This is a genomic window from Ruoffia tabacinasalis (assembly GCF_042652985.1).
Taxonomy (GTDB): domain Bacteria; phylum Bacillota; class Bacilli; order Lactobacillales; family Aerococcaceae; genus Ruoffia; species Ruoffia tabacinasalis.
Window position 1 is genome coordinate 12956 of sequence record NZ_JBHSHQ010000073.1, and the last position, 25445, is coordinate 38400.

General features: G+C 36.2%; 20 protein-coding genes. 11 read left to right on the top strand and 9 right to left on the bottom strand.

Going from position 1 to position 25445, the window contains the following annotated elements:
* Positions 1-73: 73 nt before the first annotated feature.
* The 4 genes from ACFO5Y_RS11300 to ACFO5Y_RS11315 all read right to left on the bottom strand — a co-directional run bounded on the left by ACFO5Y_RS11300 (position 74) and on the right by ACFO5Y_RS11315 (position 5473).
* Positions 74-763: a toll/interleukin-1 receptor domain-containing protein gene (locus ACFO5Y_RS11300; protein ID WP_197104172.1), complete on the bottom strand. Its 690-nt coding sequence runs from the start codon at positions 761-763 to the stop codon at positions 74-76.
* A 2105-nt stretch (positions 764-2868) separates the two neighbouring features.
* Positions 2869-3771: a glycerophosphodiester phosphodiesterase family protein gene (locus tag ACFO5Y_RS11305; RefSeq protein WP_197104171.1), complete on the bottom strand. Its 903-nt coding sequence runs from the start codon at positions 3769-3771 to the stop codon at positions 2869-2871.
* 109 nt (positions 3772-3880) lie between these two features.
* Entirely contained in the window at positions 3881-4735 is an 855-nt protein-coding gene (locus ACFO5Y_RS11310) for a transporter substrate-binding domain-containing protein (protein WP_138404122.1), read from the bottom strand.
* Positions 4736-4759: 24 nt separating this feature from the next.
* Positions 4760-5473, bottom strand: coding sequence for an amino acid ABC transporter permease (locus ACFO5Y_RS11315; RefSeq protein WP_331459508.1), 714 nt, complete (start codon positions 5471-5473; stop codon positions 4760-4762).
* Between the two features lie 214 nt (positions 5474-5687).
* Between ACFO5Y_RS11315 and ACFO5Y_RS11320 the strand changes: the two genes are divergently transcribed.
* From ACFO5Y_RS11320 to ACFO5Y_RS11345, 6 genes are all read left to right on the top strand, one after another.
* On the top strand, positions 5688-7451 hold the full coding sequence (locus tag ACFO5Y_RS11320) for an ABC transporter ATP-binding protein (RefSeq protein WP_197104170.1): 1764 nt from the start codon (positions 5688-5690) through the stop codon (positions 7449-7451).
* The gene (locus ACFO5Y_RS11325) at positions 7444-9228 is read left to right on the top strand and encodes an ABC transporter ATP-binding protein (protein WP_197104169.1); all 1785 of its coding nucleotides are present in this window, start codon (positions 7444-7446) and stop codon (positions 9226-9228) included. The genes ACFO5Y_RS11320 and ACFO5Y_RS11325 overlap by 8 nt, the downstream gene beginning before the upstream one ends.
* 603 nt (positions 9229-9831) lie before the next feature.
* A complete protein-coding gene (locus tag ACFO5Y_RS11330; protein WP_197104168.1) occupies positions 9832-11187 on the top strand; it encodes an FAD-dependent oxidoreductase in 1356 nt (451 codons plus the stop codon).
* 423 nt (positions 11188-11610) lie between these two features.
* Positions 11611-12642: a branched-chain amino acid aminotransferase gene (locus ACFO5Y_RS11335; RefSeq protein ID WP_197104186.1), complete on the top strand. Its 1032-nt coding sequence runs from the start codon at positions 11611-11613 to the stop codon at positions 12640-12642.
* Positions 12643-12681: 39 nt separating this feature from the next.
* Positions 12682-13437: a 2-keto-4-pentenoate hydratase gene (locus ACFO5Y_RS11340; RefSeq protein ID WP_138404126.1), complete on the top strand. Its 756-nt coding sequence runs from the start codon at positions 12682-12684 to the stop codon at positions 13435-13437.
* A gap of 18 nt (positions 13438-13455) precedes the next feature.
* Entirely contained in the window at positions 13456-14640 is a 1185-nt protein-coding gene (locus ACFO5Y_RS11345) for an ABC transporter substrate-binding protein (protein ID WP_197104167.1), read from the top strand.
* A gap of 554 nt (positions 14641-15194) precedes the next feature.
* Here ACFO5Y_RS11345 and ACFO5Y_RS11350 read toward each other — a convergent pair.
* Positions 15195-16631, bottom strand: a complete 1437-nt coding sequence (locus ACFO5Y_RS11350) for a CAP domain-containing protein (protein ID WP_197104166.1) — start codon at positions 16629-16631, stop codon at positions 15195-15197.
* Positions 16632-16847: 216 nt separating this feature from the next.
* Between ACFO5Y_RS11350 and ACFO5Y_RS11355 the strand changes: the two genes are divergently transcribed.
* From ACFO5Y_RS11355 to ACFO5Y_RS11365, 3 genes are all read left to right on the top strand, one after another.
* The gene (locus ACFO5Y_RS11355; RefSeq protein ID WP_380706722.1) at positions 16848-17462 is read left to right on the top strand and encodes a sigma-70 family RNA polymerase sigma factor; all 615 of its coding nucleotides are present in this window, start codon (positions 16848-16850) and stop codon (positions 17460-17462) included.
* 1 nt (position 17463) lies between these two features.
* Positions 17464-18597, top strand: coding sequence for an anti-sigma factor domain-containing protein (locus ACFO5Y_RS11360; RefSeq protein WP_197104165.1), 1134 nt, complete (start codon positions 17464-17466; stop codon positions 18595-18597).
* An 88-nt stretch (positions 18598-18685) separates the two neighbouring features.
* Entirely contained in the window at positions 18686-19717 is a 1032-nt protein-coding gene (locus ACFO5Y_RS11365) for a PepSY domain-containing protein (RefSeq protein WP_197104164.1), read from the top strand.
* Between the two features lie 130 nt (positions 19718-19847).
* On the opposite strand, the gene ACFO5Y_RS11370 is transcribed toward ACFO5Y_RS11365, so the two are convergent.
* Both ACFO5Y_RS11370 and ACFO5Y_RS11375 read right to left on the bottom strand, forming a co-directional pair.
* The gene (locus ACFO5Y_RS11370; RefSeq protein ID WP_197104163.1) at positions 19848-20576 is read right to left on the bottom strand and encodes a DsbA family oxidoreductase; all 729 of its coding nucleotides are present in this window, start codon (positions 20574-20576) and stop codon (positions 19848-19850) included.
* 86 nt (positions 20577-20662) lie between these two features.
* Positions 20663-21085, bottom strand: coding sequence for a lipocalin-like domain-containing protein (locus ACFO5Y_RS11375; RefSeq protein ID WP_197104162.1), 423 nt, complete (start codon positions 21083-21085; stop codon positions 20663-20665).
* A 201-nt stretch (positions 21086-21286) separates the two neighbouring features.
* On the opposite strand from ACFO5Y_RS11375, the gene ACFO5Y_RS11380 reads away from it, so the two are divergent.
* Positions 21287-22255, top strand: coding sequence for a diaminopimelate dehydrogenase (locus ACFO5Y_RS11380; protein ID WP_197104161.1), 969 nt, complete (start codon positions 21287-21289; stop codon positions 22253-22255).
* Positions 22256-22304: 49 nt separating this feature from the next.
* On the opposite strand, the gene ACFO5Y_RS11385 is transcribed toward ACFO5Y_RS11380, so the two are convergent.
* Together ACFO5Y_RS11385 and ACFO5Y_RS11390 are read right to left on the bottom strand one after the other, a co-directional pair.
* Positions 22305-23282 (bottom strand): Gfo/Idh/MocA family protein, encoded by a 978-nt coding sequence (locus tag ACFO5Y_RS11385; RefSeq protein WP_197104160.1) that lies wholly within the window; start codon positions 23280-23282, stop codon positions 22305-22307.
* A 22-nt stretch (positions 23283-23304) separates the two neighbouring features.
* Positions 23305-24318 carry a Gfo/Idh/MocA family oxidoreductase gene (locus ACFO5Y_RS11390; RefSeq protein ID WP_197104159.1) on the bottom strand — a complete coding sequence of 338 codons (1014 nt, stop codon included), beginning with the start codon at positions 24316-24318 and terminating at the stop codon, positions 23305-23307.
* 163 nt (positions 24319-24481) lie between these two features.
* On the opposite strand from ACFO5Y_RS11390, the gene ACFO5Y_RS11395 reads away from it, so the two are divergent.
* On the top strand, positions 24482-25438 hold the full coding sequence (locus tag ACFO5Y_RS11395; RefSeq protein ID WP_197104158.1) for a Gfo/Idh/MocA family protein: 957 nt from the start codon (positions 24482-24484) through the stop codon (positions 25436-25438).
* The last annotated feature ends 7 nt before the right edge of the window (positions 25439-25445 follow it).

Below are 25445 nucleotides of genomic sequence, written 5' to 3' on the forward strand. Positions count from 1 at the left end.
TAATTGATTACACAATTTTTAAATATTTTCCTTAGCATAGTAGTTCTCACATTTTGTAATGATATAGAATTCATTAATCAACAGTAATTAATTCAGCCAATTTATCCGCGACACTTTCCATTGATTCTTCTATAGTACTTAATCCGCTTCGTGATCCAAGCAAAGGACTAACTTCACGTAATTCTTCAAAACTTGTATCGTGCACAATTGGGACAAGCAAGTCGCGAGCCAATAAAGCCGAAAGTTCTTTATCTGCTACCCCTTCACCTTTCACACGTTTTAGAAAAGAAGGAGTAACTAATACAATTCCAACGCGAGATTTTACTAAACCTTTATCTATTTCACGAAGTAATGATGACCCTAATAGAACATCTTTTTCACTGAACCAAACAGTTACACCTTTTGATTCAAGTATATCGTGTAACTCCTTTGCTACACCTTTACGGTCATCCCAAGCATGGCAAAGAAAAACATCTCGTAAATCAGGATGTTCTGAACGTCTTTCAACATTTTTTCGCACAGGGGAAAGTGTTCGAATTTCTGAGGGAGTATATAAAATAGTTGAACTTGGTGAAGACCACTTTGCTTTTATTTTGGTTTGTCCACCACTGTTGCTACTTCTTGAACTACTTGAATATGAAGGTGTTGACGAAAATGATGAATAAGGATTATAACTTTGGTAACTTCTACCACCACATGCTGGACAATTTGCTCTTCCACTTTCTGTGCGGTGTCCATTAACCGGCGCTGTGCATCTAGGCATATTTATATCTCCTCCTTTTTTAGAAATTATATACAGTTTTACTATGAAATCACTGTTTGTATCCTTTATTATAACAGGACTTAGCGAAAATAAAGATATTCCCTATATATTCTATACCATTGAAACAAAGTAGGGATAAAATTGTTCTAGGAGATCTGAAACTGCTTTAATGGTTGCGTTATTAGCAATTGTTTGTTGTCGTAAAAAAGATCTATAATTTATAAAATGTTGTTTCTATCTTTCTATGAACAAGTCACGTTGGAATTATCAAGGGATTATATCCTAATTTGATAAAACAATGGAATCGAAAAAGTTATCTTCAATAAATACTTCCTGTTTCCAAAACATGTGATTTTATCGAGAATCAGATGTCATTACAGCATCATTCCTTATGTGATTTAAAGCGAATGAAACAATAAAAAAATTGTGCAAAAAAATTTATAATTTCCAAGAATTTTAAAGAGTTTCTAAACTAATTTGTTGTTTCAATTCATATTTCCTATGCAAGAATAATAAAGTTAAAATATCTTATCTGAAAAGTCTTGATTAGTTCTAAGTGAGTTTTGAAGTAACACTGTAAAGAGATTACGATTATTTTCATCCATCACCTTACCAGATTTAAAGAAAAAACTAACTAATGAACAGCAATCTCTTATACAAGTATAGCAATTATTACTAATGAATCAACAACATATAGTGTGATTTAGGTTTAACAGACACAATATATAGATGATTGGCATTTGATAAATCAATCCAATTTATTATTTAATGAAAATGGTCAATTATACTCGTTCACGAGAAATATTCATCGTGATAATGAACTAATCAAACAATTAATATATGGAAAAGTTTAGAATAACTTATAGTTGGAAACCATATTTATAATTGGAGAAGTTTTATATGTTGATATCACTGAAATTTACTAGAAAATTAAATATTAAAATTATTCTAACATTCAAAATCATGTTTCATGCAGTCAAAGATGCAGAAAAAAGACTTTTAAATCTGAAATATTAGAGGATTAAAATTCAGTACAACACTTAGTAAATGCTGATTTATCTATAACGGTGCTTAATGAGAAGTGTTATTGCTAAATATGAGCAATTGATATTGGATTGTGAGATAGATTAAAGATCACTTCAATTTATTTGTAGTAGATTTAGAGGAATGACATTACATTAATTATATTTGATATCAAGAAGTCAAACTTCAGACGAAGAGGGAAAATAAAATCGATTGAATTGAAAGTAACTATTACCTGCTCCGACTCCACCACAGCTATCTTAATTTAAAACAGTAGTTTCACTTGTAATTAAATTAAAATTGGTTATAATGCCCATTTGTTGCATTTGGGTTGCGAAAATACCATGTGGGTGGTAATATATTTTATATAAGAGATAGTTTTTTAAAGAAAAAAAGTCCCGGATGCAACCAGGACTTGATTTTTCATTTGACTAGCGGGAACTAGTCAGATAAGAGACAAAGTTAGTCTTTAGAAAACCAAGACTTGAAAAACATTAGGATTATACCAGCTAACACACTTGTAACAACTCCTGTAAAAATAGTTTGTATCATAATATCACCTACCTTTCTGTTTTGGAGGTAGGTTTTATTATATCATGAAATTGCTTTAAATAATCATTGAAAAACTCTAAATATTGTGCTTTGATTTTAGAAGGACACAATATATTGTGTTTTGGGTGAAGCTATGTAGTAGCTTAATCTTATTAAATTAAGTGTTTATTATAAGGAAAATTTTTTCACTTAAAGATTACACGTGTAATCTGTTTCTGTTCTTAGAATTACTAACATCTAAGTAAAACATTTTTTAATTTACACAAGGATTGTATTATAGCTATCGATAGTTATTAGCTAAGTAGTGTTATGTTGCCTTTATGGAACAAGTAATATCAAATAAAAAGTACAGTTGACCTTATATATCATTTTAAATGAAATGTAATCATAGAAACATGATGTCAGGTATATAATCTACAATAGTTGGAAAAACAACTGAATATCCAAGCTTTATTGAATTAGAATAATAAAAAATAATCAAAATAGGCTGGATGACATGAAATTTGTCATCCAGCCTATTTTTTGTGATTCTAACCCTCATTCAACACTCTCTCCAACAACTCAGGATTATCTGTCATAATCCCATCAACGCCTTTAGCAATCAAATCACGCATAGTTCCTTCGTCATTAATCGTCCAGTAATAAACATCTAGTCCGCGTTGACGTGAGCCGTTAATGATATTTTTCTGCGTCAAGTCTAACCCATGTTGGGTCGTTGGTAGTTGGAAAGCTTGAGCATCTGTATGTGCAAGCCCATTCAGTCTTAAAATCATCTTTGTTAAATAAGAGGTTGCTTCACTGACACCGGCACCAATAGCTACTTGACCTTGAGATACTTCTTTGAAGCGTCTGTTAATCTTATGGTCGAAACTGCCTATAACGACTTTATCTTCCATATGGTACTTTTGAATTAGACGCCACATCTCTTGAATTAAGTCTTCGTAAAGCGCTGGGTCATTAGTATCTTTTAATTCAATGACAGCAGGTGTGTGAGGGAATAATAAGAATATCTCTTCGACAGTTGCTAGTTGAACACCTTGATCTTGATAAGGATAATTACCTTCTAAATCTTGGAATGTTACACCCGCATCGAACGATTTAATCTCAGTTAAAGTGAGTTGGTTAATATAGCCACTCCCATCTGTAATTCTATCGACAGTAGGGTCATGACTGGCAATGAGATATCCATCTTTGGTAATATGAACATCATACTCGAACATGTCTGCTCCGGCTTGTGCAGACCTAGCGAATGCTTCTAAGGTTTCCTCAGGTGCCAGGGCACAACCTCCGCGGTGGGCTATATTTAAGGGTCTGTCTTGTTTCTCATAATTAAAGGGTGTCGTTTTTTCTTTAGGTGGCCATGCATAGATTGCTAACCAAGTTGGAATTACTACACCCGCGATACCTAATGCTTTCTTCCATAGTGAGCTCATAGTGATCCTCCTATCATCTTGATAGATTAATTATATCAAAATTCTTATAAGATAGTTAGAAAGAAAAACACCTAAGAACATCATTGTCTCAGGTGTTTTCATTCGTAGATTAGTCTTCTAACTCAATTACTGGAAGGTCACTAATTTTGATGCCGTTGATTTCTTCTTGTTCAACGGACACATCATCACCATTAAAGTATTGAGCGGAAATCTCTGCTAAAGTGCCATCTTCTTTCATCTCAACTAAGACAGCATCAATAGCTTCTTGAAGCGCGTTTGATTCATTATTATAGACGAAGGCACTGAATGAAGGGTTGTAGAATACATTCCCAAGTTTAACACCTAAGTCGCTAAAGAAATCAATAGAAGTCTTTTGTAAGTAGTAGTCATTAGGGATGAAGTCAGTACGTCCATTCGCAACATCTAGGAAATATTGATCGTTTGTTGCGTTGTCATAAGTCACAAGTTCAGCTCCTAATTGAGCGGCTACTTGCATATAGTTGGTTGTCGCTCCACCAGCAGCTTTTTTACCAGCAAAGTCTTCAATCGATTCAATACCTGAATTATCAGATAAACGGACAACGATCGAAGTGAAACTGTATTTAATAGGTTCACCGATTAAGAAATCTTTCTCACGTTCAGCAGTGGGTTGAACTCCTTCAGCGACCAAGTCAACTTGACCTGACTTCACAGATGTTAACATTCCGTCAACACCCATCTCCATGAACTCAACTTCAAGACCTAGGCGATCAGCTACCTCACGAATTATATCAATATTATATCCAACTAATTCGTTGTCCTCATTATAATAACCACTAGGGTAGAGCGTACCTGATATGGCTGCGATGAGATGACCTCTTTCTTCTACGCGACTTAAGGAATCATCTTCTTGAGCTGAGACAGCTGTGAATTGTGTGAAGAAAAGTGAAACGATAACTAATGCACTAAAGAATTTTTTGAACATTTTTTACTCCAATCATTTTTAATTCTAAGGAGGCATGCGTTTGCTAGGGGGAGTTATCTGATCTGGCTTATATAGTCGCTCTAAGTAATCTTGTAAGAAACCATAAATAACACAGATAATCCAATAAATAATTGCAACAAGAAAGTACATGGTCATATAGTCATTATTAGCTCCACCGACAATTTTAGCTTTTTGGAAGATTTCTGGAACAGTAATCATGGCTGTCAGTGAGCTTCCTTTTACCAAGTCCAATAAGACGTTACTCAAGGCAGGAATCGCAATACGAGTGGCTTGAGGGAAAATAATTTTTCTCAAAACTTTTCGTCGATTCAATCCCAAAGACTGAGCAGCTTCCCACTGACCCTTGTCGATGCTTTCAATAGCTGAGCGAATAATCTCAGAACTGTAAGCACTGCTTGTTAGTCCAAAGCCAAGGACCGAAGCTTGAATAGCTGTCAGCATAAGATTGGCTAAAGGGAGACCAAAGTATAAAAAGAATAAGGTCACGAGTACTGGCACACCTCTGAAGAAAGAAATATAGAACCGAGCGAGGATTCTAAGTAGCCTTGATCTTGAGATTCGCATAAGGGCAAGGATTGTTCCTCCGATAAGACTCAGGATGAAACTTAACAGTGAGATAGCAATCGTATAACTAAGCCCTTCGAGTACAAAAGGGATACTTTCAAGCGCAAGTTGGGGATTAAAAATATAATCCCATCTGATATCTGATAAAATAATTTTAGTCACTGATCCTCTCCTTTGAAAAAATATAAACAATAAGTATGTTATCACTAGATTTTAATAAATACAAGTTTTTGAATTGCGTTTTCTATATATAATTGGAAGAACAAATCTGATGAAAAAAGGAGCCATCATTGACATTAAAACACTATTTTGACTATAATTAATATACTGCGTTTTAAGAATTTTCATAGATTGAAGTGAGGTTAATATGTTTGCAATATTCAAAAAATTAGCATGGTTCTTTAAACTGAGATGGAAAACCTATGCACTTGCCATAGGTGGCTTAACTACCTGTGCCATCTTATCAGCGATTATCCCATTAATTATCGGAGGTTTAGTCGATTCAATGGCAACCGGGACTATTACTTGGGACCACTTAATACAACAGACTGGATTACTCCTTGGTATTGGCTTACTTATGTATGGATTAAGATATATGTGGCGCAGTAATTTGTTTGGGAATTCAACATTGTTAGAAGCGATTATGCGTAACCGTTTGTTTGATCATTTTACTAAGATGGATCAGAAGTTTTACGGGCAATACCGTACTGGTGATTTAATGGCACATGCGACGAATGACTTAGCTGCTTTACGCTTTGTTGCTGGTGGGGGGATTATTACTTTAACTGATTCTTTATCAATCACTGTCGTGACTTTGTTTTCAATGATTTTTATTATTGACTGGCAATTGACCTTGTTTACTATTTTACCTTTCCCGTTATTGATTTTTGTTGCCCAATATTTAGGAAAATTAATTAATAAGTATTTTAGAGGGTCATTAAAAGCCTTCTCTGATATGAATGATCACGTACAAGAGAGTGTCTCCGGAATGAAAGTGATTAAAGCTTTCGGTGAAGAGGAAGAGGATTACCTAGATTTTGTTAAAGAAACGGACAATGTCGTTGAAAAGAACAAGAAAGTATTCCGAATTGATTCGGCTTATACGCCTGTCATCGATGTGATTACAGGTTTAACTTATGTATTAACGATCTTTTTTGGGACATACTTTATCCAAAATGGTCGTATTACTTTAGGAGACTTAATTGCTTACTTAAGTTATTTAGGAAATATGACTTGGCCATTATTAGCTGTCGGAAGATTAGTGAATACAATGGAGCGCGGGAATGCGAGTTATGATCGAGTAACTGATTTGCTATCTGAAAAAGCAAGTGTCGTCAATGATCCCAATCCTGTTAAAAACTTAGAATATAATGATTTAAAAGTAAATATTAATACCTTTAGTTATCCAGATTCAGATGTAGAAATTTTAAGTGATATTCACTTTAAACTGGAAGAAGGGGATACTTTAGGCATTGTTGGCCGAACAGGGTCTGGAAAGAGTTCCTTGTTTAACTTATTAGTGCGAAATTTTGATGTTGAATCTGGAGAAATCCTTATTGATAACACACCACTGAATAAGATTGATATGACAGAATTAAATGATCGAGTTGGGTATATTTCACAGAACAACTTACTTTTCTCAACGACAATCCGAGAGAACATTCGCTTCGGTCGTCCAAATATGACACAAGAAGAAGTCGAATATTATGCAAAGGTTGCAGATGTTCATGAAGACATCCTAACTTTCTCAGATGGTTACGATACCTTGGTTGGAGAACGCGGTGTGAGTTTATCTGGTGGTCAGAAGCAACGGATTTCAATCGCTCGAACATTAGCGATGAATCCAGAAATATTAATTATGGATGATGCGCTTTCCGCAGTGGATGCTAAGACAGAACAAAGGATATTAAAAAACTTACGTGAATTCCGTCAAAAAGGGATCACAATCATAGCGACTCATCGATTAAGTTCAATTATGCGTGCAGATGAGATCCTAGTCTTAGATAATGGGCATATTAGCGAACGAGGAACTCATGAGCGGTTACTCTCGTTAGAAGGTTGGTATGAAAATATGTTCCGTCAACAACAATTAGATCAGAAAATTTCAGAAAGTGGGGAAGACAATGAGTAATACGAAACAAAGAAAAACAAGCTTCTCACTAAAAGAGCAAAGGAACATATTACGTTATTTATTCTCATTTGCGAAATCTGAAACTAAATGGTTTATCTTATCTATTGTTATGATGGTTATTGCTTCTGCTTTATCAGCTTACTTACCTATTATTATTCAACAATATATTGATGAGTACTTATCGACAAGTTCAGCAACAATCCAAATTACTTTACAAGTAGCTGGAACGTACCTTGTTTTATTACTTTTAAGAATGGTCATTGTCTACGTTAAAGATTACACTTTTAAATTAGCATCCGAGCATACGGTAGCGAATATGCGAAATAATTTGTACCACAAATTAGGGAAATTAAGTTTAGATTACTTTAACAAAACACCTAATGGTGAAGTTGTCTCACGTGTGACGAATGATACCGAGACAATTAAAGAATTTTGGAATGTGTTTTTAACATTTTTCGATGGTTTTATTAATGCAACGATGATTGCGGTAGCGATGTTTTCACTTAGTGTATCGATGTCTTGGGTCTTCATGGCCTTTATCCCCGTCATATTCATCTTGATATACGTCTACCAAAAGATTAGTACTGTCATCTACCGTCGTATGCGCCAAGCGTTAAGTAAGGTGAATGCGCGCTTAAGTGAGTCAACAATGGGGATGTGGCTCATTCAACAATTCAATCAGACCCAGCGAATGAAAGAAGAATTCGATGAAGTAAACCAGGAATACTTAGTGGCTAGAACTAATATGTTCAAGATGAATGCTGTGCTATTAATGCCTGCCATTAACCTTATTGAACAAATTGTGTTGGTCATTGTCATTTGGATCTTTGCTGCGCAATTACTTTCGGGTTCAGTCGTTGATATTGGGATTATTTACGCTTTTACGTCTTATTCTAAGTCATTCTTCCATCCAATTGGAGGGATGTTAGACAGCTTGAGTATTTACCAAGATGGGCTAGTTTCAGCCTCTCGCGGGATGGCTTTACTAGCAAATGAGAATACAGAACCTCAACCAAATGCGAATGCAGTGGATTCATTGATTGATGGTCAGATTAACATTGATGATTTGTATTTCTCGTATGATGGTAAAAATGATGTATTGAAAGATATCGATTTAGAAGTGTCTCCGGGAGAAATGATTGCGATTGTTGGTCATACCGGATCTGGAAAAAGTACAATTATTAATCTATTGATGCGATTCTATGAATATCATCAAGGACTTATTTCCGTTGATAAAGAAGATATTCGCGATCATACCAAACGGAGTGTTCGCTCTCAAATTGGTTTAGTCCAACAAGATGCGTTCATGTTCTACGGTGATTTTTATGATAATATTCGTTTACATGGAAATTATTCAGATGAAGAAGTGAGAGAAGCAGCTGAATTTACAGGAGCAGATCACTTTATTAAATCAATGGAAGACGGCTACCGTTCTCACATCAGTGAGGGGGGATCTTCACTTTCCGCTGGTCAGAAGCAGTTAATTAATATTGCGCGTACGATTATTCGAAATCCGCGAATATTAATCTTAGACGAAGCGACAGCCAATATTGATACGGAGACGGAGCAGTATATTCAACAAAGTTTGGAAAAGATTCGAGAGCAAGCGACATTAATTGTCATTGCCCATCGACTTTCAACGATCAAAGATGCTGACAAGATTTATGTTCTTCACAAAGGCCGTGTCATCGAACAAGGTCATCACGATGAACTTATTGAATTAGAGGGAACATATTACGATATGTACCGCCTGCAATCTTTACAAGGAAAAGTATAAGCAAAAAGCAAAGTGCGCTAATTGGCCACTTTGCTTTTTTTGTCTAAATGTCTGATAAATAGACAATAGCCCTCTCAATAAAGAGAAGGCTACCTAACTATTCAATATTATTATTCTAAAGTTCTTGCATGTAACTATTACTTAAAATTAATTCTTTCTCATTTAAACGATATATTCCCATAACCTCTAATATATCCTTGTAACCCTTTAGTTACGCCAGTTTGATTAAATTTCATCAAAACAAATTAAATTCTTGCATAAAAAATATCTTTCGCGTATCAACTAGTATAACACGTTTAGTATTAAATAGCGAATTCTGTAAATAAAATAATGATTCTTGTTGTAAATTTACTTGTGAATAACTATCCAATATATATTAAATTTTAAATAACAATATATTATGTTGAAGTAATATATACCGGATTAATTTTGACTTTTATATAAAATAAAAACAATTTATTACTAATATTCAAATAGGTATTGTTATGAGGTGTCTGGTTAAATGCTGTTAAATAAGTATTTTAAATGACTGAGTTCTGAATATTTGAAATGGTATTAAAATGTGATACAATTAATCTGTTAAAAAAATTTGGAGGTTTTGTCATGAAAATTATTGTTGTAGGTACTTCACATGCTGGGTATGAAGCAGTGCAAACTATCTTAAAAGAAGATTCAAATGCTGAGATTCATTTATATGAACGCGGGGAAACAGCATCATTCTTATCTTGTGGGATTCAAAGTTATTTAGAAGATATCTCACCTTCATTAGATAGTTTACATTATGCGAATGAAGAAAGTTATAAAGATCAAGGCGTTAATGTTCATATGAATAGTGACGTAGTATCTGTGAATCCTGAAGCTAAAACTATTACGGTTAAAACTGCCGATGGAGAATCAGAAGAATCTTATGATAAATTATTCCTTAGTCCAGGAGCTGTACCCATTGAAATTCCAATTCCAGGAACTGATTTAGATAACTTATATTACTTACGTGGCCGCAATTGGGCAGATAAAGTAAAAGAACGTATGTCATCTGCTAAAAAAGCTGTTGTCGTAGGTAGTGGATATATTGGAATTGAAGTTGCAGAAGCTTATGCGAAAGCAGGAATTGATACAACGGTCATTGATTCATTAAATACTATCTTACCAACGTATTTAGATAAAGAATTCACTTCTGTATTACAAGAGAACGCACTTGAGCATGGAATGAAATTCCATGGCGGTGAAAAAGTTCAAGAAATCATTGGTGAGAATGGTTCTGTTGCAAAAGTTGTAACAGATAAAGGCGAATACGAAGCAGATACAGTTGTGATGGCTGTTGGTGTACGTCCAAACACACAATGGTTAGACGGTATTTTAGCACGTAATGAACGTGGCTTTGTTGAAGTGAATGAACATATGCAATCAACATCGAACCCAGATATTTATGTAGCTGGAGATGCGACATTAATTCCATTTGCTCCAACGGGGGAAAAACGTGCCATTGCCTTAGCTTCTAACGCACGTCGCCAAGGTGTGATTGCTGCTAAAAATATGCTTTCAGATAACAAATTGGAAATGCCAGCCGTTTCAGGCACATCTGCATTATCTTTATTCGATTACCACTTTGCTTGTACAGGTGTTAAAAACTCTGACGCAGATTTAAGCAAAGTCGACAGTAAATATTATGAAGAGACTATTCGTCCTAAATTTATTGGTGATGATACAACTGTTATGATGAAAATTCACTTTGAAAAAGAAACAAATCGTATTGTTGGTGCGCAGTTAATGTCTAAAAAAGATGTTATGTTTGCGATTAACACAGTTTCAATAGCAATCTCAGCTGGCTGGACATTAGAACAATTAGCTTTAGCTGATTTCTTCTTCCAACCAGAATATGACAAACCATGGAATTTCTTAAATGTGCTTGCACAACAAGCTTTAGGAGAAACGTTTGGTAGTGACAAAGAATTATTCTAATTAATTAATGAGGCGCATCTTAGATTTTCTAATCTAAGATGTGTTTTTTATTAGTTTTAAATTAGAGAAAGTGTTGACAAACTCATTTAAAGGTGATAAATTGTATTTACTAAAGATATTTGGAGAGAGATAACATGAAAACTTTTAGCACACACACATTTAAATTAGCTACAATTATTAGCATTATTAGATAGTGTTTGTATCCGCAGTATAGATACAAACACGAAAAAACTTTCAAGTTTGTATCTATGCGTGCTAAAGATTTTTGTTGCTCGTATAGACTAATAATCTAAACGAGCGGCAGATTCATATCTCGCTTTTTAATATACAGCTGTCAAAGCCTGTTTAGATTATTAGTTAATCTAAATAGGCTTTTTTTGTAATAAAATCTTTTAGGAAAGGGAATGAAGATTAATAATGGAAATGTCAGTTAAACCACAAGATTTAAATTGGGAAACATTAGGTTTTGGATACATAAATACTGGTAAGAGTTTTAGAGCATACTATAAAGATGGGAAATGGGATGGAGGCCAAGTAGTTGAGGCCAATACAATCACAATTAGTGAAGCTTCACCAGCAGTACATCTTGGTCAACAATGTTTTGAAGGACTCAAAGCCTACAGAACAAAAGACGGTTCAGTAAATTTATTCAGAGTAGATGAAAATGCGAAACGACTAGCACGCTCAGCTGATCAAGTGATGTTGCCACCGTATCCAGAAGATGCGTTTGTTGAAGCGGTAAAAGAAATCGTCCGTGCAAACGAAGAGTGGATTCCTCCTTATGGAACAGGTGCAACGCTTTACATTCGACCATTCTTAATCGGAGTCGGTGACATCGTCGGAGTATCTCCGGCATCAGAAGCCTTATTCGGAATATACGTCACACCAGTCGGAGCATACTTTAAAGGTGGTTTACAGCCTGCACCTTTCATGGTCAGTGAATATGACCGAGCTGCACCAAGAGGAACCGGATCAGCTAAAGTGGGAGGAAACTATGCCTCAAGTTTTAAAGCAGGAAAAGAAGCTCAAGTGCATAACTTTGCGGATTCAATCTTCTTAGACCCAGCAACACATACAAAAATTGAAGAGGTCGGGGCAGCGAACTTTTTCGCTATTACTGAAGATGATGTCTTTGTCACACCTAAATCACCGTCTATTTTACCAAGTATTACAAAATACTCTTTATTGCATTTAGCAGAACATGTGCTTGGTTTAGAAACTTTTGAAGGTGACGTCTTTATTGACCAACTGGATCACTACAAAGAAGCAGGGGCTATGGGGACAGCCGCAGTGATTACACCGATTGGAAGTATTACTCAAGGCGACAAGAAACATGTCTTCTATTCAGAAACTGAAGTCGGACCACTAACTAGAGCCCTTTATGATGAATTAACTGGAATCCAATTTGGTGAAAAAGAAGGACCCGAAGGTTGGATTCAAAAAGTTGAATTTTAATTGTTGATGACTTGGATTAAAAGAAAGGAATTATAAAAAATGACAAACAAAGCAGAATTACTATTTAAAGCTTACCGAGATAACGCACCTTTGGAAAAAGGGAAGTTTAATTTCGAATCGACTCAAGAAGCCTATCAAGTACAAGATGATGTACTTGCTCTGAAAGAAGAGAATGGTGAAAAACATCAAGGTTACAAAATCAGTTTAACGAGTAAAGAAACGCAAGATTTATTCAATAGTGACTCACCTTTATTCGGACAAATGACCGATGTCACTGTGAAAAAAGATGCTTCACTTTCATTAACTGATTACAATGAACCTCTTCTAGAAACTGAATTAGTCTTCTTAGTTCAAGAAGATGTTAACGGCGACGATACAGACGAGGAAGTAATGAGAAAATGTTTGGTTGCCCCAGGGATTGAAGTACCCGATGGCCGTTATGATGACTGGTTCCCTAAGACAACTTTCTATGAAGTTATCGCAGATGGTGCAGTGAATGGGGCAGTCGTTTATGGAGAAGCCAAGCAATACAGTTATGACGATGTGAAAAATATCGAAGCAGTTCTGTATTTAAACGATCAAGAAGTCAAACGAGGAAATTCTGAAGAAGTATTAGGACATCCAGTTAATTCCGTGAAATGGCTAGCCAAAGCCTTAGAAGAGCGTGGGGAAAAATTAACTGCTGGTCGATTTGTCTCATCAGGAACATTTATGCTCCCAGAGAGATTAGAAGCGGGAAATTATCGCGTTGAATATGAAAATGTCGGTGACGTTCAATTAACTGTCAAACCATAAAAATCGGAGGAAAATAAAATGAAATTAAATAAATTAAGTAAGTTATTATTATCAGGTTTAACTTTAGTCGGTGCCTTAGCGATGCCATTCTCTAACAGTGTGAGTGCTCAAGAAGCAACAGGTGAACCAGTTGTTCTAGGAGTAAACTTAGAACTGACAGGACCCGCAGCGCCATACAGTGTACCCGCTGTCGAAGCCTTTGAATTGTTTGTTGAACAAAAGAATGCTGAAGGCGGAGTATTAGATGGACGCCCATTAGAACTTGTAGTCTTAGATAATAAGACAGATACAACCGAAGGAGTTTCTTTACAAACACGTTTAGCGAATGATGAAGACGTTGTTGCTGTCTTTGGACCAAACGCTTCTGCAGTTGTTAATGCAGCAAAACCTGTAATCGAAGAAAATAATAAACCAAATGTCCTTCCAGCGACGACAGGAGATGGCCTGACATTAGATAGTAACGGCGAAGCCGTAGAGAACTTATTTAGAGTTGCCTATGAAGATTCATATCAAGGACGTGCCGGAGCTGAATATGTTTATAATACACTTGGCGCTGAGAACACGCTTCTTATCGTAGATAACGCATTAGATTATTCTTTAGGTCTAGCGGACGCTTTCGTTGAAGATTATGAAACTAAAGGAGGAACTGTTGTTGCAACTGAAGCTTATACTTCAGGTGATACAGACTTTTCATCACTGTCTACAGCAGTTTTAGGACATGAATTCGATGCCATTTATGTACCTGGTTACTATACAGAAACAGGCTTATTAGTCAAAGCACTCCGTGAAGTTGGCGTAACAGCACCAGTGGTTGGAGCAGATGGATTTGCGAGTGATACATTCGTAGAATTAGCTGGACCTGAAAACACAAATGACGTTCACTATACAACTCACTATGACACATCTTTAGAAAACGAAAAATCTAATAACTTTGTCGCAGACTATGAAGAAAAATTTGGTAAAGCCCCAGATACATTCGCTGCTTTAGGTTATGATGCGATTGCTTTCTTAGTTGACGGTATCGAAAGAGCTGGATCAACAGAGGCTGACGCAGTTAACCAAGCTTTAGCTGAAACTGTCGACTTCGAAGGAGTGACTGGTACATTCTCAATTAATGAAGAACATAACCCTGTGAAACCAGCCGTGATGGTTACCCTAGAAAACGGGGAAATTGTCAATGCTCAAGAAGTAAATGTGGAATAAATGTAATTAAAAAGAAGGAACTGTTCATTTTTGTACAGTTCCTTCTTTTTGTTTATGAGGAGGATTGAGAAACAAGCATTCAATTAAAATTCGAGTGCTCGTTTCCGGCTAATCAGTCATTCGATTAAAATTCGAGTGCTCGTTTCCGGCTAATCAGTCATTCGATTAAAATTCGAGTGCTCGTTTCCGGCTAATCAGTCATTCGATTAAAATTCGAGTGCTCGTTTCCAGCTAATCAATCATTCGTTTAAAATTCGAATGCTCGTTTCCGGCTAATCAATCATTATACTGCTCCTATGAACGTGGACAACCAGGCATATGCTCATTTATTTCGTGAACAAATCCTATTTCAGCTATAAAATACGTGGACCAAGTAGTTTATTTCAGAATAATTATAGACCAGACGTCATTAACTATTATTTTTATAGAAAAAGAAGCAAGAACAATAGTAAACTGTCCTTGCTTCCTAATATTAATAATGTTTTGTGAACTAGAATTTAAAACCTTTTAGATATCGAATTTATGGCAGTAAATTCGGTATCTTTTATTTTACTTTAGTTACTGAATACTTGTGTTGAATAGATAATGATGTTGTCTCCATTTTCGTATGTATCAAGTTGAATTGCATGATCTAAATACGAACCATCCATCATGTTTTCATAGTGTCCTGGACTCTTCTTCCAATTATCAAATAATTTTTGAGCGATTTCTTCTGGTGCCGCATTGCGTGAGATATATGTTTGTTGTAGGTTCTCTCCGACAATTGATCCACCTTGATCAAAGCCAGGTGCCGTGAAGAATGATAATCCATTCGGTCTTGTATGTGAGAAATGCTCTGTAATTTCTGTTGTTCGATTTACGGCAGCAGTTTGTAAATGATCACCATAATTCAATTGACTCTGTCCATTATTTAAACGTTCTTGATTGACTAAATTATGGAATTCTTGAGTAACAGCATCTAGATTGACATTATTGGAATCAGTTACTGTCGTATCAACGGGAGGTAATTCATCTAATGTAGTATCAGCTACTTGATCATTTCCTGTCTGATCAGGCGATTGTGTTGTTTCAACTTCATTCTCCTGAGCTATCGTTGTAGGGATATCACCTTCGGTTTTCGGAGTGTGTCCTGGAATGTTATTTGGATTGTTATAGAATCTTTCTAACCAATAATTGTCATCATCGTCCCAGTCGTCATCATCCCAGTCATCGTCGTCCCAGTCATCGTCGTCCCAATCATCGTCATCCCAGTCATCGTCATCCCAATCATCGTCATCCCAGTCATCGTCATCCCAATCATCATCGTTCCAGTCGTCATCATCCCAGTCATCGTCGTCCCAATCATCGTCATCCCAGTCATCGTCGTCCCAGTCGTCATCATCCCAGTCATCGTCGTCCCAATCATCGTCATCATCCCAGTCATCATTGTCCCAATCATCATCGTCCCAGTCATCATCGTCCCAATCGTCATCATCCAAATCGTCATCGTCCCAGTCATCGTCGTCCCAGTCATCGTCATATGCGCCAGCGACGTGGATATCTTGGTTATCAATGAGTCCGATTAAGACATCTGCAGTATTCATATGATAATCTTCGCTCAGACCATTCAAGTCTAATAATTGCTCAACGGTCAAACCTGCAGCGGAAGCAATATTTGGAAGAGTGTCTCCCCACTGAACAACATAAGCAATCGAACCTGCTTCTTCTTGACGAAGTAATTCCTCTTTAATTTCTTCGGGTGATTTTTCTTGCCAGCGATTAATCAATGCATTTAAAGCAGCATTTTGTTCTTTTTGTACTACCGGATGACTTAATACATTATTTGTTTGAGATACATCTACATTTTCAGTTGTGGAATTAGCTAAAGCACTATCTAAGATCTCAGTCGAATGACTAAAAGCTAATCCAATGGAAGCAACAACACCAATTGATAATAGAGCCTTTTTAACACTAAAACCTTTTCTTCTTAATAGATATTTCTTGTTTCGCATTTTCGTACCTTCTTTCTTATTTTTGACTTTGCTTTGCCAGTCGATACATAATACGAAAGCTAAATCAATTTTAGGGACCTTTTTGGAGGATAATTAGATTAATTCGATAAAAAATTGTGCTATGATTGAATTAAAATAGGAAAATGGTCCCTAAATTGTTATAAAGTTACGTATTATATATTGAGCAGATAGGAGGCATTTCAAATCGAGAAACAAATTGAGCAACTAATTGAAGAACATTACGGCTTCATAATAAAAGTAGTTAGTGAGACTACCAATCGATATGTTAATGTTCAAAATGATGATGCTTTTTCAATTGCTTTGTTAGCTTTTAAGGAAGCCGTTGAAAAATATGACGAGTCAAAAGGATCCTTATTGAATTTCGTAAAAGTGGTCATTCGAAGTCGCGTGATTGATTATCTAAGGAAAGAAAAAAAGAATGAAGAGATGGCATCCTTAGATTCCATGGCAGAATCAGGCATGCAATTTCAAGATGAATCGAAACAAAGTGAAAATGTATTGGCTATTGAAATTGAAGAGTGGAAAAGCACGATTGAAGACTTTGATATTACTTTGGAGCAATTAATAGAAGAATCTCCAAAACATCAAGATAGTCGCGAAAGAGCCATTCATATATCGGAGAAATCAAGTAAACATAAGCCGATTACAATTCCCTTATTTGAAAAGAAGCGTCTCCCTATAAAACTAACCGCAACATATAATAATGTCTCAGTGAAGGTTATAAAAGGAAACAAAGTATTTATCACATCGACTATTATTATATTTAAAAATGGGTTAGCAAGCTTAATAGATTGGATAAAGAGGGGATAAGATGAGTAAATATGATGTAAAAGAAACGATTGTCATAGAAATCAAAGAAGATTACGTCATCGTCATGGACCCGAGTGGTGAAATTCATCGGTTGAAAAGAAAAGATTCTTTAGCCGTAGGCGATCAAATTTTTTACTTTGATTCTGATCGATATCAAGCGAAAGAAAAAGTTCGTCATGTGAATTTTAGGCCACTAATAAGTCTCGTAGCGGTTGCAGCAGTGTTGTTCTTATTCTTTAATCTTTCTCAAAATATTTTTGGTCCATCAGAACCTGCATATGCAGCCATTTCAATCGGAACTCAAGAAGGTGTTCAAGTTGAACTGAATGATGATTATGAAGTCGTTAGAGTCATCAATCGACTGGGTGAAATGGAGAATGAAAGTATAACTGAAGGAGAAAAACTAAGTGAAATTACGCCTTCACTGGTAAGTCTCATTGATGAATCAGATTCCTTAGATGTACTTATTGCTATCTCAGCCGCCAATGCGGATGATACGAATGCGATTGAGGATCTAGTAATAGATGAGTTAAGGAATGCAATGGCGAATAATAATATTGTCGTCATTAAAGGGACAATGAAAGATTACGAAAATGCAACTCAACAAGAAGTCTTATTGGGTGATTATCAATTGGCTAATGCAAATATTTCATTGTGGACAGATGAAGAGAGTCGCGTATTATCAGCTAAAGAAAAACGTGACCGCTTATCAGGAAACGCGGAGTATTATAATTTTAACCAAAGTAGTGAACGTTTTAGAGAATTATTAGAAAGTATCTATAATCGCTCAGAAGTTCAAGAACTACAAAGCTTCTTCAAAGGATTAGTTACACCAAAACCAACAGATAATAGTGAATTTAATTCAGATGATGATTGGTTCGAATCGTTTTATGATGAAGATTCGTATAGTACTGATGACAATGTCAATAGTTCAGTGAATTCTTATATAGAAGGTGACGATGACTGGGATGATGACGATTGGGACGACGACGATTGGGATGATGACGATTGGGATGATGACGATTGGGATGATGACGATTGGGATGATGACGACTGGGATGATGATGACGATTGGGACGATGATGACTGGGATGACGACGATTGGGATGATGATTTTGACGATGATGATGATTAATTTTTAAAAAAGGTACCTAAAAATGAATCGACATTCGTATTATTTAATAAGCCGAGCAAACGGTAAAAAAATAAGGGAGAGATAGAAAATGAAGATGAAAAAATTCCTTCTACTCAGTGCATCAATGCTTGCTCTAAGTGGCATCACGCCTGTAGTAAGTATTAATGCGCAAAATAATGATGTTGGTACTGTTGCGATTTCTCAAGAACAAACAAGTGAGTTACGAAATGCTTTTGATGAGGCAGTTTCACTATATCAATCATATTATCCAAATGCCGAATTAACAGATATTGATATTCACATGCACCAAGAAACAGGGCAGTTTATTACAAGAATTCTTGGTCGTGGAGAGACAGAAGCGTATCAATTAATTAGATATAATGGCGAAAACTTTTTTGCAAGTAAATCTAGAGATGATGACGATGATAATTTAGCTATAAATATTGATGAGCTAGCTTCTATCGAAGAAATCACTCAATCAGTCATGGATCACACTCAAAATAATAATATCGTTAATTGGAGTTTAGATAGTGATGACGATGATGATGATGATAACGATGATGACGATAAACTAGAGTGGGAGATTACACTCATTGATGGTAATCGTGAAATCGAAGTCGAAGTTGATGCCTTAACTGGGGATATTCTTGATCAAGATGATGATGATATAGATGACATTAATGACGATGTAAATGATGACGATAACGACGATGATGATGATCGCCATTACTACCGTCAATTCTATGATGATTATAGTGGAAGCCGCCCAACAGTTTATGATAATAATTATTACTATGGACGTGATGATGATCGTTACGATGACGATGATAGGGATGACGACGACCGTTATGACGATGACTGGGACGACGACCGTTATGACGATGACTGGGACGACGATGATAGGGATGACGACGACCGTTATGATGATGACTGGGACGACGATGACTGGGACGACGATGACTGGGACGACGATGACTGGGACGATGACGACTGGGATGACGATGACTGGGACGATGATGACTGGGATGACGATGACTGGGACGACGATGACTGGGATGACGATGACTGGGACGACGACTGGGACGATGATGACTGGGATGATGACGATTGGGATGACTAACAAGGCGCATCATTTAAGTTAAGACTATTCGAATCTAAGTTAAATAATTATTTTTAACAAAACAAAAACGTAATGAAAGTGGATTTGATTTCCATCTTCATTACGTTTTTTATTTGATTTTATTTTGAATCTAGTCGCAGATCCAATTTCCATTTTCAACGCGACATGACGCGCCAGTATTATCACCTAGTACTTGAAACTGTGGTGTCACTGGTTTAGTGATATCTATATTTGCTTCTTGTGCTGCTTGCTCTAAAGCTTGTTCAATAAGCTCTTGAGGTTGGGCACCACTAATTAAGTATTTTTTATCAATGACTAAAGCTGGAGCTCCTTGGATACCATAAGCGTTAACCAGGGCTAAGTCATTTAAGACAGCCTGTTTAGTTTCATCATTATTTGCTTGGTTCTTCCATGAATCAAAGTCGATGGACGTCTCTTTTACTAAGTCATCAATGACTTGTTGATCTGCAATATTTAAATTACGTACGAACAAGCCTTCTTGAAGTTTATCAAAGACTTCCCAGTACATTGAATCGCCACCAATTAAACCAGCAGCTTTAGCTGCAATTAGACCGGGTTGCGAATGAGGGAAGTTGAAGTCCGTCTGTTTCATGCCATCGATATTAAAGCGGTGCTCATCATCATTTTGATTTGCGGCTTCCCAATGGTTTAATACTTCTGGTTTAACTGCTTCATGACTTCCGAACATTTGCTCAAAGTGTTCTACTTCCCAACCAAGGGCAAATGAGCGATGTTGTATATCTAAATTTTGATATTTATCCATGACTTTTCGCAAGCGATTTGACATCGGAAAGCAAAAAGAACAGATAACATCGTGGAAAAATTCGATTTCTAGCATAATAGCCTCCTTTACTTCGTAGTGTTAGTATAGCATACACACCTATCACTACAATGGATATTTGATTGTGTAAGCGCTAAGCTAAATTATATTTTTTTCTGCCAGACTAATTTACGTTCAGGGTGTTCAATATTTGATAAGTATAAGAGGTCACCTTCAATATTAACTGAACGTTTTTGTTTTGATCCTCGATATGCAGGGATAAGGCTTAATTCCACAGAAGTAGTCAGCACAGCTTTTTCTTCATCCAAACTAAACTGCCCTGAATATGCATGATACCCATGCATTCCCATGGCTTTCTCAACATCCGTTCTATAGTGAGAGACGGCCTCTTTAGATAAAGCTTCTTTTGCCATTATTTGAACAGAGAATAAGCCCGTGTGATCAAAGACTATATATCCTGTAGCATCTTCACCTAAAGGATAAAAAACTTGGTCGTTTTGATCGACTGATTCGTATGATTTAAGTGACCAAGTGGTTCCAACTAATTGTTCTTTTAAGTTTTTCATATTAACCTCCAGATATTTTTACATTAAGTACAGAATACTATAAATAGTCACTTTTAGCTGTATTATCGCTTGTGTAACACTTATCAATAATATTCTAAATTCAAAAAAAGGAAATAATATTATAGTAAATTAATTGACAAATTAAGTAAAAAGAAGCAAAATATAATTAGTTTTTAACTATCCTGTAAGGAGGATTTAATTATGATAAATATTGGAATTGTAGGTTACGGTAACTTAGGGCGCGGTGTAGAGGCTAATTTAAAGAATGCGCCAGATATGAACTTAGTGGGGATTTTCTCTCGCCGTAATCCAGATACTTTAGATACAGAAGCAACGGCGTATCATATAGATGATATCTTAAATTTTAAAGATGAGATTGATGTATTAATCTTATGTGGTGGGTCGCGTTCGGATATTCCGGAACAAGGGCCAGCTTTAGCAGAACATTTTAACACTGTAGATAGCTATGACAATCATAGTCAGATTCCGAACTATTTTGAAAGTATAGACACTGTGGCAAAAGCACATAAATATGTGTCAATTATCGCGACGGGTTGGGATCCAGGATTGTTTTCTTTAAATCGTTTAATTGGAGAGGCTATCTTACCTAAAGGAGATACATATACTTTCTGGGGTGAAGGCTTGAGCCAAGGGCACGGAGATGCGGTTAGACGTGTTGAAGGGGTTAAAGATGGCGTTCAATATACAATTCCAAATACAGAATTAATTGATCAAATCCATGCAGGAGAAACCGTCGAATATACATCTAAATCCGCTCATAATCGTGATGTTTATGTGGTGTTGGAAGAGGGTGCAGATGCAGAAAAAGTAAAAAATGACATTGTAACGATGCCAGATTACTTTGAAGGCTATCAAACTGAAGTCACTTTTATTACTGAGGAAGAATTACATGCAAATCATGCTGGTTTACCACATGGGGGACGTGTGATTCGCTCAGGAGAGACGTCACCCGACATGCAACAAGTGTATGAATTTGGTTTAGACTTAGGCAGTAATCCTGAATTTACGGCTGCAGTCAATGTGGCTTATGCGCGTGCCGCTTACAAATTACATCAAGAAGGGCATTCTGGAGCTCAGACCGTATTTGATATTGCACCAAAATATTTATCACCTAAGAGTGCTGCAGATTTACGAAAAGAATTATTATAATGAGAAACCCCCGAAAGAAATGCGGTGACATTCCTTTCGGGGGTTATTGTTATCCTAATTTGATACTGGCATCTTCAAGTGCTTTCTCTGCCACTTCCATGACGATTTTACTATGTGTGAGTTTCTCACGAACAGTATCCATATCATGTTCTTTAATAATGCGGTTGAAGGCGATAAATTCTTCATACATGCGATGCGGGTGTACTTTTAAATCAATGACTTCTTCCGTGTCTTTTCCAATAATTTTAGTATAACTTTCTAATGTGTTTGTTGGTCCATTAATAATGAGCGAGCCATCGGTTCCTTGAATCGTACTTTTAATCGGTGCGCTCGTATCTTTAGATCCAATACAGACAACTTTTGTTTGATCATATTCCATGACTAATATTCCGGATGTATCAATTTCTCGTTCGATATTGGCATAATATTCAACCCGGTTTGGTTTGCCTAATAAGCCAACAACGAGGTGGATGTTATAAATATTAATATCCATTAGCGATCCGCCACCCATTTTTGAGTTAAAAGCCGGCAGAATAGTTCCTTCTTTGAAAGCGTCATAACGTGAAGAATACTGTGAATAATTACATTCAATGATTTTTAAATCACCAACATCATTTAAATCCTCTTTAAGTTGGGCAAAATTAGCAAAGTATTGATTGGTAATTGCTTCAATTAAAACTAAATCTTTCTCTAAAGCGATGGCTTCTAACTCTTCTAATTCTTTTAAGGTTAAGGTGAAAGGCTTCTCGCAAATCACATGTTTGCCTGCTTCAAGAGCTTTTTTACTAAATTCATAGTGCAGATGGTTCGGTAAGGCAACGTAGACAGTATCTACATCAGTGCGCTTAAGAATCTCATCTTCATTAGTATAAACCCCATCAATATCATAAGTGACGATTAAATCTTTGTTTTTTTCTATGCTCCGCTCAGAAGATAATAGAGCAGTTAGATTAATTTCTGGAATGTCTTTTACCATTTCTAAGAATTCTTGAACGATTTTTCCAGCGCCAAAGATAGCTAAATTCATAAAACTTCCTCCATTCAATGGTTTAACTTAAGTGTTTTGTTCCTTTTTCAAGTAATTTAATTTGTAGTAAAGTTTGGTCGTCTTTAACAACTTTATCTTGCTTGTTAATAAGTGTTTGATAGACATCTTCATAGAAGCGACTATAGTCGCCCACTTCAGAGATGACTTTTTCTTGATGATAGTGATTGTCATCATCCATATATGTTAATGTGCCGTAATGTTGGGGTAAGTCAACGCCAAAGTCAGGTTCAGTTGGCATGTAAAATTGTTTCAAATGCTCTTCCTGACGGTCTTTAGTCTCTTTAATAAATGAGCCTTTTTTACCATAAACAATAAAGCTAGGACGCGGTGTCAAACGGAAGTAACTAGATTTTACGGATACCTTTAATTTGCCGTAGTAAAGGTCTAAATCAAAGTAATCGTTCATTCGACCTTTACCTAATAACTGGCGCACGTCTGAATAAACTTCGTCAGGCTCTCCAAAGTATGAGATAACTTGATCTAAAGTATGGCAAGCATGTCCATACAAAAAGCTGTTAATTCGAGAATACTTACTATTCTCTGGTACTTCGGGTCGGAAGTAATCAAAATGCATCTCAAGTTCTAATAAATCACCTAACTTATTTGATTCAATCACTTTTTGAACCGTTAAGAAATCGGAATCGTAACGTCTATTTTGATAACTTTGAACAAATAAATTCTTTTCTTTAGCGAGCGTGAATAATTCTTGAGCTTGTTCGACTGTTTCAGTGAAAGGTTTTTCGACCAACATATTTTTCCCACGCAATAAACCTTCTTTAGCTAAGGGATAATGACTTGAACTTGGTGTAGTTACTACTACAAGTTGGATTTCTGGGTCATTATAAATATCGTCGATATTCGTTGTATACCGCACTCCCTCAATCGGAGTCCAGTCACTTTTTCCACTGCGAGAATAAATAGTTTTGATTTTTATTTTGTCAGATAATTGGGTTGAAAAAGGCAAATGGTAGCGATTAGTACTTTTCCCATTGCCAATGTATGCAATTGTAAGCATGAAACCCCTCCCTTTATATTGTTATTATTAACTATATGCTAAAAACGAGAAAATTAATAGAGATAACTATTCGTAAGATATTATGAATCGATAAAAAAATAAGGTACAATTTACATAATGAAAACACTTTTATAAAAAATACATTTAAAAAAAGGGGTAACGTATGATTAAATGGGGAATTATTGGCGCGGGAAATATTGCACATCGCTTTGCGACGAGTTTAGAACAAGTGAAGGGTGCACGTTTATATGCCGTAGCACGACGGACGATGGAGAAAGCAGAAGCTTTTAGAGCAGAGCATCCATGTGATGTCAGTTATGATAATTATCAAACTTTATTAGATGATTCAGAAGTTGATGCGGTCTACATTGCTTTACCACACCAATTTCACCTAGAATGGGTTAAGAAAGCATTGCGAGCTGGAAAGGCTGTTCTATGTGAAAAGCCAGCGACGCTGTCACTTCAAGAAATGGAAGAGATTACTGAGACGGTGAAAGAAACGAATGTATTCTTCATGGAAGCAATGAAAAGTCGCTTTGTCCCGGCTTATCGTGAGATTAAAGAGCGCATCGAAAAAGGAGATATCGGTGAAGTGTTAAGTGTTTCGACGTCTCTGTGCCGTATATTTACTGAAGCGGATGCAAGTTATCACTTTGAGCCTGTTCAAGGGGGCTGTTTACTGGATATGGGAGTGTATAATATTTCATTGATTGAAGATTTCATGACATCACCGGTTCAAGTGAAAGCCGTAGATTATGAAGTGAAAGATAATGGGGTTGAAGTCTATGTCGATGCGAAATTAGAATCGAATGGTGTGATTGGACGAGTGGAATCCGCCTTTGACCGTGAAACGGAGACAGTCGCAATTATAACGGGAACGATCGGAGAAATTCGTATTCCAAACTTCCATCGACCAGTTTCATACACACTCACTTTAGCTGACAGCAATGAATCACAATTACATGAAGTGCCATATGATCATGATGATTTCTATAGTGAAATCGTTCATGTCGTTGAATGCATTCAAGAACACAAAACAGAAAGTCCGATCATGTCATTAAAGCATTCAGAGAATGTAGCTCAAATCATGGACCAAATTAAAGATGAGATTGTGTTATAATTGAAGG

Coding starts and splice junctions, on each gene's coding strand:
- ACFO5Y_RS11300 (WP_197104172.1), bottom strand. CDS start 763: ATGCCTAGATGCACAGCGCCGGTTAATGGACACCGCACAGAAAGTGGA.
- ACFO5Y_RS11305 (WP_197104171.1), bottom strand. CDS start 3,771: ATGAGCTCACTATGGAAGAAAGCATTAGGTATCGCGGGTGTAGTAATT.
- ACFO5Y_RS11310 (WP_138404122.1), bottom strand. CDS start 4,735: ATGTTCAAAAAATTCTTTAGTGCATTAGTTATCGTTTCACTTTTCTTC.
- ACFO5Y_RS11320 (WP_197104170.1), top strand. CDS start 5,688: ATGTTTGCAATATTCAAAAAATTAGCATGGTTCTTTAAACTGAGATGG.
- ACFO5Y_RS11325 (WP_197104169.1), top strand. CDS start 7,444: ATGAGTAATACGAAACAAAGAAAAACAAGCTTCTCACTAAAAGAGCAA.
- ACFO5Y_RS11330 (WP_197104168.1), top strand. CDS start 9,832: ATGAAAATTATTGTTGTAGGTACTTCACATGCTGGGTATGAAGCAGTG.
- ACFO5Y_RS11335 (WP_197104186.1), top strand. CDS start 11,611: ATGTCAGTTAAACCACAAGATTTAAATTGGGAAACATTAGGTTTTGGA.
- ACFO5Y_RS11340 (WP_138404126.1), top strand. CDS start 12,682: ATGACAAACAAAGCAGAATTACTATTTAAAGCTTACCGAGATAACGCA.
- ACFO5Y_RS11345 (WP_197104167.1), top strand. CDS start 13,456: ATGAAATTAAATAAATTAAGTAAGTTATTATTATCAGGTTTAACTTTA.
- ACFO5Y_RS11350 (WP_197104166.1), bottom strand. CDS start 16,631: ATGCGAAACAAGAAATATCTATTAAGAAGAAAAGGTTTTAGTGTTAAA.
- ACFO5Y_RS11360 (WP_197104165.1), top strand. CDS start 17,464: ATGAGTAAATATGATGTAAAAGAAACGATTGTCATAGAAATCAAAGAA.
- ACFO5Y_RS11365 (WP_197104164.1), top strand. CDS start 18,686: ATGAAGATGAAAAAATTCCTTCTACTCAGTGCATCAATGCTTGCTCTA.
- ACFO5Y_RS11370 (WP_197104163.1), bottom strand. CDS start 20,576: ATGCTAGAAATCGAATTTTTCCACGATGTTATCTGTTCTTTTTGCTTT.
- ACFO5Y_RS11375 (WP_197104162.1), bottom strand. CDS start 21,085: ATGAAAAACTTAAAAGAACAATTAGTTGGAACCACTTGGTCACTTAAA.
- ACFO5Y_RS11380 (WP_197104161.1), top strand. CDS start 21,287: ATGATAAATATTGGAATTGTAGGTTACGGTAACTTAGGGCGCGGTGTA.
- ACFO5Y_RS11385 (WP_197104160.1), bottom strand. CDS start 23,282: ATGAATTTAGCTATCTTTGGCGCTGGAAAAATCGTTCAAGAATTCTTA.
- ACFO5Y_RS11390 (WP_197104159.1), bottom strand. CDS start 24,318: ATGCTTACAATTGCATACATTGGCAATGGGAAAAGTACTAATCGCTAC.
- ACFO5Y_RS11395 (WP_197104158.1), top strand. CDS start 24,482: ATGATTAAATGGGGAATTATTGGCGCGGGAAATATTGCACATCGCTTT.